Raw genomic sequence first — 11,520 nt, 5'->3', positions numbered from 1 at the left:
CACACCTGTTCCCATACCGAACACAGTAGTTAAGCTCTCCAGCGCCGATGGTAGTTGAGGCTTTGCCTCCGTGAGAGTAGGACGCCGCCAGGCGAGAATAAAAAAGGTTAAAGCGGTACGTATATGCTTTAACCTTTTTTTGTATTCAAAAGATATTTTATCACGTAACATGATATGAAATAAAACCAAGCGTGCCAAAAGGCAACGCTTGGTTTTTCTTAGCTCATTCCATATGGGCCAAGTTGTCCAGAGTTAGAATTGGAGTTAGAAATATTTCCATTCATATCATTCATCGTATGAGAAACAACTGGTAACACTTTTTGGACGGTTTGGCCAAAACTTTGGTTATTTTTTGACATTGCATAAAATGTTGCTGCACCAACACCCAAAGAAGCAACTAAAGGTATCCACATTCCATTTTTTTGCATGTTAAACACCAGCCTTTTCTTATTTGTCTCCGGACATTTATTAGGATGGTCTATGTTTTAAAAAACATGTGAGGTATCATCTACCAGTAAGATCCTTCTTTTCATTTGCTGCATTGGTTCCCGCAAGCCTCCCGGTTACTAAAGCTGATGTTATATTATAACCGCCTGTATAACCGTGAATGTCTAATATTTCACCACAAAAATACAGGCCATGCATTTTTTTAGATTGCATGGTATTTGGAGCAATTTCCTTAATAGAAACGCCACCACCAGTTACAAAGGCTTTTTCAATAGGAAGTGATCCATGCACTTGAAATGTAAAATGTTTTATATCTTGTATAATGATTGAAATTATTTCTTTCGATATATTTGCTGCTTTTTTTGTTTCGTCGATATTATTTTTTATAAATAAATAGGTTAATAATCGCTCGGGAATCATATCTTTTAACAAGTTTTTAAATGTCTTTTTAGAATTTTTTGCTATGTTATTTGAGATTTTTTTAATCAGCCGTTCTTTACTTATATCTGGTAAAGTATCAAGTACCATTGTAACGCTCTGTTCACCTTTCATAAGTTCTTTGACTACAAATTGAGAACAGCGTAATACAGCAGGGCCAGATATACCAAAGTGTGTAAATATCATATCCATTCGATGTGTTATGATAGGCTTCTTCTTTTTATTTAAAACAGTGAGTGCGACATCCTTTAGTGATAGACCTTGCATGCTTTTGTTTTTAATAAAAACTTCATCGGATGTCAGGGCTACTTCTGTAGGATAAATTGCAGTAATTGTATGTCCTGCTTTTTTTGCCCAAGCATAGCCATCTCCAGTTGAGCCTGTATGGGGTACTGCTTTTCCGCCAACAGCAATTACAATCGCTTTTGCGTTTATGTGTTCCTGACTTTTTAAAATAACTGTGTGTATATCATTCCCATAATGAATCGCTTTAACAGGTGTATTCATCCGTACGTCAACATTGAGCTCGTGAAGTTTATTTATTAATGTGTTAACAACTGTCTTTGCGGAGTTCGATACTGGAAACATTCGCCCGTGGTCTTCTTCTTTTAATTCAACACCCATATTCTCAAAAAAGTCTATAATATCATAGTTATTAAATTCGGAAAAAGCACTGTATAAAAATTTTCCATTTCCCGGTATATTTTTAATCACTTCATTTTGTGGAAGCCTGTTTGTCACATTACAGCGGCCACCACCTGATATTGCTAATTTGGTTCCCAACTTTTTCCCTTTTTCTAATAACAATGTGTTTGCCCCGTTTTCTGCAGCTGCTATAGCAGCCATTAATCCCGAAGGACCTCCACCAATAATAATAACATCGTATAACAATTTATCCCTCATTCCTTTCTTTCGTATCTTAACATGATAGAAAAAACGGCTCAATTTTTTTGAAATCTTTTTGACATTTATTTAAATCCTGTTCCATTATTAAGTATTGTAATAGAACCGTTATCCGTAAACTGTTATTATGTGATAAAATAGCGAAGATGGTAATATAATTTTAAACGCAGGTGAAATCATGTCGAATATTATTAGAGGAACGATGTTGCTCACAGGAGCCACGTTTTTATCAAAAATTTTAGGAATGATCTATGTTATTCCATTTAATGCACTAGTTGGAGATACAGGAGGAACATTGTTTAATTTTGCGTACACTCCATACAATATTTTAATTAGTATTTCCACAGTGGGTGTACCTTTAGCAGTTTCGAAATTTGTGTCGAAGTATAACTCCTTAGGCGATTATGAAACGGGAATGAAAATGTTTAGAGCTGGAATAGCGCTCATGAGTATAACTGGGTTATTAGCATTTCTCGGTTTGTTTTTTAGTGCCGAATTTTTGGCAGGAAAGATGATTACAAATGAATATGAGAATGGTATATCCGTTGCAGACGTTACAATGGTTATTCGTATGGTTAGCTTTGCCTTACTAATCATACCTGCAATGAGTATTATTCGTGGTTTTTTCCAAGGGTATCAATCGATGGGACCAACAGCAGTATCCCAGGTTGTTGAACAAATAGTACGGATTGCTTTTCTTCTTGTAGCAACGTTTTTAGTTATAAAAGTATATGGCGGAACGATCGCTACAGCAGTTGGATTTGCTACATTTGCCGCTTTTGTAGGAGCTTTGGCATCTTGTGCTGTCCTACTGGTGTATTGGAAAAAACGTAAAGGAAATATAAAAAAACAATTAGAGCAGCAAAATTATGTTAATGATATAACTACAAAGGATTTATTTATTGAACTTTTTTACTATGCCGGTCCATTTGTTATCGTGGGATTAGCAACCCCCTTGTACCAATTAGTGGACCAATTTACCTTTGAAAGAGCAATGGCCGCAATTAACCAAGGGGATATATGGGAAGTACCATATGCGGCAATTAACTTTTATGGACATAAATTAGTAATTATACCAGTTACAATTGCAACAGGGTTATCATTAGCTATTATTCCCGCTTTAACTAGAACATTTACACAAAACGACCGGCCACTGCTAATTCAGCAAATTAATCAGGCATTACAGATTATTTTAGTGCTTGTTATTCCGGCAGTGGTTGGCTTAGCAAGTCTATCTGAAGTTGCTTATGGATCATTATTTGGTTTGAATCATATTCAAATAACAGGTCCTCTGTTAGCTTGGTATGCACCTGTAGCATTATTATTTGCCTTGTTTACAGTTTCAGCTGCAATATTACAGGGGATTAATCAGCAAAAGTTTGCAGTGGTTAGTTTATCAGCTGGTTTATTAATTAAGATATTATTTAATATACAACTTATCCATACATTTGGTGCGAAAGGGGCAATTTTTGGAACAGCTTTAGCAGTAGGAACAGCGGTAACACTTAATTTGTGGCGTGTCTATGTGTCCATTAATTTTTCATATAAACAAACCTATAAACTTACTCTTTTAATAGCAATTTTTTCTCTTATTATGCTTTTGGTTATTTGGGGTATAAAAGCTTTACTGGGAATCTATTTACCTTATGAAGAAAATCGGATTTCAGCTATTATTGTACTCACTGCCGGAGTTAGTATTGGTGGATTGGTTTACTTATTCTTAGGGTACAAATCAACATTATTAGAACGGGTATTAGGAGATCGTGTACGGATATTAGACCGTGTATTTCGTAAATGAAAATAAAAGGTGGTGGTAGTATGCGCCTTGATAAGTTACTCGCAAATATGGGCGTTGGGAGCAGAAAAGAGGTAAAGAGTTTATTAAAGAAGAAACAAGTCACAGTGAATCATTCAATCACAAAGGATGGAAGTATACATGTTGATCCCAATGTTGATTTAGTCAAAGTGAATAATTCTGTCATTCATTATCAAAAATATACGTATATCATGATGAATAAACCACCAGGATATATTTCAGCAACCGAAGATAAAAAAGACAAAACGGTGATTGATCTTTTGCCAGATCATCTTAGGCATTTTAAACCTTTTCCAGTAGGAAGGTTAGATAAAGATACAGAAGGGCTTTTACTGCTTACAAATGATGGAGAGTTAGCACATCAACTTACTTCACCGAAGAAAGATATTGAAAAAAAATATTATGCAAAAATAAAGGGAAGAGTAACACATACAGATGTCGAAAATTTTCTCAGCGGCGTTACATTGGATGATGGGTATCATACAAAGCCCGCGAAGTTAGACATCATTAAATCGGGTCATATATCAGAAGTAGAAATTATCATTACAGAAGGAAAATATCATCAAGTAAAGCGCATGTTTGAATCTGTAAATAAAAAAGTTATTTATTTACAGCGGATGGAAATGGGAGAACTTTCCTTGGATACGTCATTAGCTGTTGGGGCATTTCGAGAATTGAATCATGCTGAATTATATTATTGTCTATCACTTAAAAAATGAGGGATATTAGTGGCAACTCATTATTTTATAGCAATACCGCTTTCATTATCGTTAAAAGATTATTTTTCAACTTGGCAGGAGGAGCTATATAAAACAGCACCTTTTAAGCACTGGCCAAATAAGTATGACTTGCATATAACACTAAAATTTTTAGGGCCTGTAAAAGATGAACAGTTGTCTCGTTTACAAAAAGAGCTAAAGCAAATAGAGACCTTTAAACAATTTAAAACGTATGCTGGTGGATCCATTGGAGTATTTGGAAATCCTGTAAAACCACGGGTACTATGGGCTGGCGTTAATTTAACGGATCCTTTGACGAAGCTGCATCAACAAGTTGAAGCATGTGCGCTAAATGCAGGTTTTTCTAGCGAATTTCGGGATTACCGGCCGCATATTACACTTGCTAAAAAGTGGAATGGTCAATCAGCGCGGGAATTAATGCAAATAATACGAGCCGAAAGCCATTATAAGAACCAACAATTGTTCAAGATTAATGAGATTGTAATTTATCAAATTTTTCCAAAGGACACACCTAAATATAAAATTGTTCAAAGGTTCCAATTAGATGGGGGTGAAGAAGATAGCTCAACTAATTAAATTAAGGGATTATATTTCCCGTTATGAACGGAATATCTATCGATACCCCAGCAGATATATTCGATTAAAACAGGACAACTGGAGAAAACTTCATCAGCAATGGATTGATGCACACTCAAACGATATGGAGGAGGCGCTCGATGTTCATGAAGATGTGGAGTCAACATTGTCTAAATGGATGTCTTGGTTCACTAATCGGAAAGTACATGAATTTGAGCAAAAAAAAGAAGAGATAATCTTACCTACTTCGGAAAAGGACCTCAAACGATATTTTCTAACTAAGCTGTTTCCCTTTCAATTAAAATGGGCATCTTCTACGGTTACAGAATTATCTGCTTTGGCAAAGAGATATTATAACGATAAGTTATTAATGTATTTTCTTCAACGTTTTCCGGATACATATTTCATCATGTACGACACTGTATTTAACATTAAAAAAGTACCTATAGATGGAGATATTATTTTTATAAGCCCAATAGGGATCGATGTCATTTATGTGTTAGAGCACGAATCACAAGCATCTATTGCAGCTAGTAATGAAAGAACGTGGATTATAAATCCTGAAGATAGTCCTGTTAAAATATTAAGCCCATTAATTACATTAAAGCGCACAGAACGAATAATAAAAAGTATTTTAAGCAAAAGTGAAATTAGTTTTCCGATTACAAAAATAGTCCTTTCCAGGACAAATCGTATAATAGATGCAAGTCATCCATATAACACGAAAATTATTGGAATAGATGAATATGAGGATTGGTTTCAAAAAAAAAGAAGTCTTGTATCACCATTAAAAAATCGTCAGTTGAAAGCAGCAGAAGTGTTATTAAAATATTGCCAAACTAATTCTGTCAAACGTGCGGAGTGGGATGAGGATATGAAAATCTGTACAATGAATAATGAAAGGATTACAAATGAATGATTTGTGGTCCTAGTTGTATTTTTTTAAAAAAAAATATAAAATAGGAAGTTGCACTTCAAATTTAGACAGATATGGGGAATGCTTGGTGAACTGGTTTAAACAAGTACTTGGTAAAGAATGGGATATATTGCCAGCAGGGGGATTGACTGGCGATGCTTATGTTGCAGAAAAAGATAATCAGCGTCTTTTTCTTAAACGTAATTCTTCACCATTTTTAGCGGTATTATCTGCAGAAGGAATTGTTCCGAAGCTAGTTTGGACAAAACGAATGGAAAATGGTGACGTTATTACAGCGCAAGAATGGTTAGAGGGAAAAAAGCTCGAATCGAAGGATATGCAACACCTCCAAGTAGCTGATTTATTACGAAAAATTCACCATTCTTCTGAATTATTGCATATGCTTATGCGTTTAGGGAAGAAACCTGTATCATCGGAAGATAGTTTTAAAATAATCACACAACGTCTTCACGCTAATTGTCTAATACCGATGTATAAGGAAGTGAAAGTTGCACTTCATTATTTAGAACGTTTACTTCCTGTAACAAAAGCACAGAAGAAAGTTGTGTGTCATGGCGATTTAAATCACAATAATTTAATTTGGACCAAAGACAATCGTCTTTACCTAGTTGATTGGGATAATGCAATGATTGCTGATCCAATTACTGATTTTGGTATGGTTTTAAAATGGTATATCCCAAAAAAAGATTGGAATAAATGGTTAAACCAATATGGTGTAAAAAAAGACAAACAACTGATTGAACGTATGTATTGGTATTTAATATTAGATTCGCTGCATTATTTAAATTGGCATTATGAGCGTCACGAATCAATTAAAGTTATGGAACGTTTGCATGACTTACAATATCTTAATGATTATGTGGATCGCGTTATTTTAAATTAGTTTGCTGAATGGCACTAATCCAATTTACGATATTATTTTTATTTGATGAAATATGATCCGTTTGACTTGAAGCATTTTCTCCTTGTTGCCCATAATGATATATTTCTTGGAGGTATTGCAATAATTGTTCATCAGATATATGGTTATTATCCATGATAGCTTGAACGAGCCGTTTTAATTGCTGATGTTCAGCAATACTGGCTGAACGATCCAAATGGTGCTCATCTAATATATCGTGAAGCAGCGTTAATTGATTATTTACAGATAAAGTCATCCTCATCACCTCTATTCTAGTATGCAGCATTTTTATTAATCTATACAATATTTATTAGGCAAAGAGAGGGAATTTCTTATGCGTCAACGATATAAACCGTGGGCAAATGATTATATAAAAAATAATAGCCATCTGATCATACCAAATGCAAGTGATTATATCAGTAAATGGCGTACTTTATTTAATAATCAAAACCCCATTCACCTTGAGATTGGTACTGGAAAGGGTCAGTTTTTAGTAGGTATGGCTAAGCAATATCCTAATATAAATTTTATTGGTATTGAGCTGGAAAAGAGTGTCATCGTAGTAGCAGCTCAAAAAATGCAAGAAGCCAACCTAAAAAATGTTCTTTTGCTAAATGAAAATGCAATGGATGTTAGTAGCTTTTTTTCTGCCAATGAGATTTCAGGAATTTATTTAAATTTTTCTGACCCTTGGCCAAAAAATCGGCATGAAAAGAGAAGACTAACGTATCATACCTTCTTAGAGCAATATAAAGTGATTTTAAAACCGGGTAGTGAAGTGGTTTTAAAGACGGATAACCAAGGTTTATTTGAATATTCCTTAGTAAGTTTTTCTCAATTTGGTATGACTCTAGAAGAAGTCAATTTAAATCTTCATGAAATAAACGATTCACAAAATATAATGACAGAATATGAAGAAAAATTCGCTGCAAAAAGACAGGCGATCTATCGATGCAGAGCCGCTTTTTTTGACAGTGGTGCACAAGATTAAGTTTTATCAAATTAACAAAAGAAACCGTAATTGGTTTCTTTTTTTATTGGATCTTTTTCCTATTTCCTCTGTTAAACTAAAAATATGTTCATATACAATATATAGGGGCTTTTCTCCAGTAATTAGTTCTTTGGCAAAAAAGCAATACGCTATATGGGGGCTAGCACCCATACCCCCAGAGCTAAAAAGTCTTATAGCATCACAAAAACGATCATTAAACAATTACATGCAACAGATAGAAAATATCAAGGTTGGTCGGCCAGCAATCGGGGTCACAAAAAAAGTATCTTTGACGCTATCGGAAGAAGAATGGGAATGGCTTGATGAACATGCAAAAGATAACCGATCAGCTTTTCTTCGGGAATTAGTTTCTAATGCCAGGGAAAGTCATGGTATTGTTAAATAAAACAAAATGGGAGTGGCGAAAATATGAGCAAAGAGGTCAGCAATAACGATATTTTACAAGCAATTACAGAATTAACTGAGCAAGTACAAAATCTTTCGGGAAAAATTGAACAAACAGAAGAAAGATTAACTAAAAAATAGAAAAGCTAGACGCTAAAGTTTCCGTGTTATCAGAAGGATTATTAGACACACAGGCTGAAGTAAAAGTATTAAAAAATGCAAAGTAAAAGGGGCGATCCATCATGAAAACAACAATTGATGTAAAGGAATTGGAGAACTTTCTTTGGTACTTGCAGGACAAATCAGCAGACGTGTATGAAGACGAAACAAAAGCAGGCAGTTAAACGATTTTTAGAGGAAATAAAACGATAAATTGCTTTAAAATTGCTTTAAAAAGCCTTTAATTTACCACTTTTATACATTAAACCGATATAAATACACCGGCGCCCATTTCCAGCTCTCTTTTTCTTCGCTATCGCTGCGAAAACTTCTTGACCTCACGCCACCAACATCAGTGTCATGAGGTCAAGAAGATCGAGAGTGGGGGTTTTTGCCCAACTCCTCGAAAAAGTATATTTCAGAATAATTAAAAAGTTATCACCCGACACATCCGGACATTAAAGACACCCTATAGTTAAAAAAGGAAACATAAAAATTATGCTCCCTAATGAAATAGTGCGTTCATGCAAAGAAATTCTTAATCCGTATGCAATTAACAGCAGTTATTATTATTTTGTTCTTTCTTTGAATTAGATTCTTGCTTGTTCTCTTCAATTTGAACAGAGCAACATTCTTGTTGCTTAGGTTTTAATTTAGAAATTGCTTTTTTAAAGCTGTTTTTTTCCATTTTAACACCTCCTTTAAATAATTTAGCAATTACATGTTGGTGTACAACACTCATCATTGCTATCAACTTGACGATCATTCTCATCTAAAAACTCAAAGAGTTGAGCATAAGGTTCTTGTTGTAAAATGTTAAATGTTTTTTCACATACAAAAGTCCTTTCACCCCTTTGATACGTATGATCGTCGTCATCTTCAATGTGTTTAAAAGGCCCTTTGTATATAACGGATTGCCCTTTATCAATGCAAGGACCATCTTTCCCCTTACGTCCACTCCAAAGGTTTTCATCATTTCTCATTTCTTCTGGAACAACGATGTTAGATGAAATATCAGATATAACAGCTTTGCCACCATCTTTTAAAACCCGATATATTTCAATAAACAATTGTTCTTTTTCCTTCGTTGAAACAAGATTTAACACACAATTCGAAATGACTACATCGATACTGTTATCTTCAATCATTGGAAGTTTTTCTTCTAAGTAATTGATATGATCATTAATAGCATTAAAATCGTGTATATTAGTTGCTGGGTTGGCTTCTATATATTTGTTCAATTCATCTAAATTTAGTTTTAAATTTTGGATTTCACCTTTATAAAACGTAACGTTATCATAACCTAAAGTATCTATTATTTCTTGTTAATACTTTTTAGCAAGAGCAAGCATATTTTCATTCATATCCACGCCAATGACCGTTCCAGTCTGACCAACGATTTGTGAAACTATATAAGGAACTTTGCCACCGCCCGAACCTAAATCTAAAACAGTATCTCCCTCTTTGATTTTTCCTAAAGGATCACCGCAACCATAGTCCTTTTCTATAATTTCATCAGGAATTATCTTTAGATATTTGGTATCGTTTTCAACTGGACAACAAAGATTTTGTTCATGGTTAATTGCGGCACTACTATAACGGTTGATTACTGAAGATTCCGTACTCATTTAAATATCACCATACCTTTAAAATATTGAATTAATCAGAAGACCAGTTCCTGTAGCTACAATTAGAATAGTTGCAATGAATGCCACCAAAAATTTCTTTTTAAACAATTTGGATAACATAACGACTTCCGGAATACTTGCACCTGCACCACCGATAACTAATGCAATAACAGTTCCCATTGACATACCTTTTGAGACCAGTGCTTCCGCAATAGGTAACATCGTTTCAGGGCGAATATACATGGGAATCCCGATAACAGAAGCAATCATAACTGAAAATATACCATCACCACTAGCGTGTTTTGTAATGAAATCCGCCGGGATAAATCCGTAAATAAATGCTCCAATAAATACCCCTATAAATAAGTAGGGAAGCATTGGATAAAGAAATGCCCATGCATCATTCAGAGCTTGCTTCATTTTAGACCCTTGATTATTACTGAAGAAGCTATCTCCTTTAACCGTTACACCTTTATAGGTTTCTGCAAAATTAAGTCTTGAAAATACAAGCCCTGCTAAAATACTGAAAATACTTAGTACGATAAAATATACAAGTGCAATCTTCCAGCCCAAGAGTGCCCAAAGCATGAAAATCATAACCGGGTTCATTAATGGTGAAGCTATTAAAAAACTCATCGATGGACCAAATGGTACTTTTGAATTTAATAATCCGGCAAGGATAGGTATAGTTGAACAGGAACAAAACGGTGTAACGGCACCAAAGAATGTTCCTAGTATATAATTCACAGCTTTGTTTGGCCGGTTTAAGAATCGTTTAATTTTTTCCTCTGATACAACCTGTTGAATGAAGCTCACAATGAAACTAACGACAATAAATAAAGCGAGCAATTCAGCAGATAGCATAAGAAATGTTTTTATAAATTCTATAATGGAATCTGCCATTAGTATAACTCCTTCCCCCATAATTAATCAACTTTTTTTGATGAATTAATCAGTTTTTTTTGATTTAATAAGCATAGCAGATACCTGTTAAAAAATCTTACAACAAGTATCTTCAGATAAAACAACCTGTATTTGTTCTTCATTAATTCGGTAGTAATTCCAAGTGCCATGTTTTTCAGGTATAAGTATATTGGCATCAACTAATTTCTTCAGGTGATAAGAAAGCTTGGACTGTTGTAATTCTAATTTTTCTTCCAAATCACAGACACATAAATTCATATTTGGACTTTTACCGATTTCATTCATAATTTTAAGGCGAATTTTATCCGCTAAGGCATTGAACATCTTTTCATAAAAATCGAGTGCTGCGTCTTCATTTAATCCATTTACATTTTTTATAAGTTCCATTCTTTACCTCCGATTAATATATCAATTTTTTTTGATTAATTAACAGTATATTACCTGTCAAAAGAAAGTGCAACCTTAATGATCAAAAAAATGGATTATTACACAATAAATCAAGATGACTTACTCCGGGAATATAGCGAACTGATTTACAAAAGCCAAACAAATTCAAAAAGGTGCTTTAAATTCTTTTGGCATCACCGTTGGTTCAGATGTGTTCAAGTTACAAATTAAACTTCTATTAGAACAAATCAAGCTTATTGAAGAGCAC

The 11,520-nt window shown here is 34.2% G+C and carries 15 protein-coding genes and 1 rRNA gene; 8 read left to right on the top strand and 8 right to left on the bottom strand.

Going from position 1 to position 11,520, the window contains the following annotated elements:
- A 5S ribosomal RNA gene (gene rrf / locus J2Z81_RS15140) occupies positions 1-93 on the top strand; the annotation flags it as partial.
- Positions 94-218: 125 nt separating this feature from the next.
- On the opposite strand, the gene J2Z81_RS15135 is transcribed toward rrf, so the two are convergent.
- Positions 219-428 carry a hypothetical protein gene (locus J2Z81_RS15135; protein WP_226371708.1) on the bottom strand — a complete coding sequence of 70 codons (210 nt, stop codon included), beginning with the start codon at positions 426-428 and terminating at the stop codon, positions 219-221.
- A 76-nt stretch (positions 429-504) separates the two neighbouring features.
- A complete protein-coding gene (locus tag J2Z81_RS15130) occupies positions 505-1,776 on the bottom strand; it encodes a BaiN/RdsA family NAD(P)/FAD-dependent oxidoreductase (protein ID WP_226371707.1) in 1,272 nt (423 codons plus the stop codon).
- 190 nt (positions 1,777-1,966) lie between these two features.
- Here J2Z81_RS15130 and J2Z81_RS15125 point away from each other — a divergent pair, with 190 nt between their 5' ends.
- The 5 genes from J2Z81_RS15125 to J2Z81_RS15105 all read left to right on the top strand — a co-directional run bounded on the left by J2Z81_RS15125 (position 1,967) and on the right by J2Z81_RS15105 (position 6,740).
- Positions 1,967-3,586 (top strand): putative polysaccharide biosynthesis protein, encoded by a 1,620-nt coding sequence (locus J2Z81_RS15125; RefSeq protein WP_029270797.1) that lies wholly within the window; start codon positions 1,967-1,969, stop codon positions 3,584-3,586.
- Positions 3,587-3,606: 20 nt separating this feature from the next.
- A complete protein-coding gene (locus tag J2Z81_RS15120) occupies positions 3,607-4,323 on the top strand; it encodes a pseudouridine synthase (protein WP_029270799.1) in 717 nt (238 codons plus the stop codon).
- A 9-nt stretch (positions 4,324-4,332) separates the two neighbouring features.
- Entirely contained in the window at positions 4,333-4,920 is a 588-nt protein-coding gene (gene thpR / locus J2Z81_RS15115; protein ID WP_226374443.1) for an RNA 2',3'-cyclic phosphodiesterase, read from the top strand.
- A complete protein-coding gene (locus J2Z81_RS15110) occupies positions 4,895-5,839 on the top strand; it encodes an NERD domain-containing protein (protein ID WP_226981396.1) in 945 nt (314 codons plus the stop codon). Before thpR ends, J2Z81_RS15110 begins: the two co-directional genes overlap by 26 nt.
- 82 nt (positions 5,840-5,921) lie before the next feature.
- The gene (locus J2Z81_RS15105) at positions 5,922-6,740 is read left to right on the top strand and encodes a phosphotransferase family protein (RefSeq protein ID WP_029270806.1); all 819 of its coding nucleotides are present in this window, start codon (positions 5,922-5,924) and stop codon (positions 6,738-6,740) included.
- Here the strand turns inward: J2Z81_RS15105 and J2Z81_RS15100 are convergent.
- Positions 6,727-7,014, bottom strand: coding sequence for a YtzH-like family protein (locus J2Z81_RS15100; protein ID WP_226371706.1), 288 nt, complete (start codon positions 7,012-7,014; stop codon positions 6,727-6,729). The genes J2Z81_RS15105 and J2Z81_RS15100 overlap by 14 nt on opposite strands.
- A gap of 78 nt (positions 7,015-7,092) precedes the next feature.
- Between J2Z81_RS15100 and trmB the strand changes: the two genes are divergently transcribed.
- Positions 7,093-7,749, top strand: a complete 657-nt coding sequence (trmB, locus tag J2Z81_RS15095) for a tRNA (guanosine(46)-N7)-methyltransferase TrmB (RefSeq protein ID WP_029270810.1) — start codon at positions 7,093-7,095, stop codon at positions 7,747-7,749.
- A gap of 130 nt (positions 7,750-7,879) precedes the next feature.
- Positions 7,880-8,155 (top strand): DUF2239 family protein, encoded by a 276-nt coding sequence (locus J2Z81_RS15090; protein WP_226371705.1) that lies wholly within the window; start codon positions 7,880-7,882, stop codon positions 8,153-8,155.
- Positions 8,156-8,866: 711 nt separating this feature from the next.
- On the opposite strand, the gene J2Z81_RS16025 is transcribed toward J2Z81_RS15090, so the two are convergent.
- The 5 genes from J2Z81_RS16025 to J2Z81_RS15075 all read right to left on the bottom strand — a co-directional run bounded on the left by J2Z81_RS16025 (position 8,867) and on the right by J2Z81_RS15075 (position 11,252).
- Positions 8,867-9,001, bottom strand: coding sequence for a hypothetical protein (locus J2Z81_RS16025; protein ID WP_264175936.1), 135 nt, complete (start codon positions 8,999-9,001; stop codon positions 8,867-8,869).
- A gap of 22 nt (positions 9,002-9,023) precedes the next feature.
- The gene (locus J2Z81_RS15950) at positions 9,024-9,554 is read right to left on the bottom strand and encodes a methyltransferase domain-containing protein (RefSeq protein ID WP_226374445.1); all 531 of its coding nucleotides are present in this window, start codon (positions 9,552-9,554) and stop codon (positions 9,024-9,026) included.
- Between the two features lie 84 nt (positions 9,555-9,638).
- A complete protein-coding gene (locus tag J2Z81_RS15945; protein ID WP_226374447.1) occupies positions 9,639-9,941 on the bottom strand; it encodes a methyltransferase domain-containing protein in 303 nt (100 codons plus the stop codon).
- A gap of 18 nt (positions 9,942-9,959) precedes the next feature.
- Positions 9,960-10,844, bottom strand: coding sequence for a permease (locus tag J2Z81_RS15080; RefSeq protein ID WP_029270814.1), 885 nt, complete (start codon positions 10,842-10,844; stop codon positions 9,960-9,962).
- A gap of 87 nt (positions 10,845-10,931) precedes the next feature.
- Complete coding sequence (locus tag J2Z81_RS15075) at positions 10,932-11,252, bottom strand: ArsR/SmtB family transcription factor (protein ID WP_029270816.1); 321 nt, start codon at positions 11,250-11,252, stop codon at positions 10,932-10,934.
- Positions 11,253-11,520: the final 268 nt, after the last annotated feature.

It is taken from the genome of Virgibacillus alimentarius, from assembly GCF_017874635.1.
Lineage (GTDB): Bacteria > Bacillota > Bacilli > Bacillales > Amphibacillaceae > Virgibacillus_B > Virgibacillus_B alimentarius.
The sequence above is the reverse complement of the archived record's forward strand: the minus strand, read 5'-3'. Positions and strand labels throughout refer to the sequence as shown.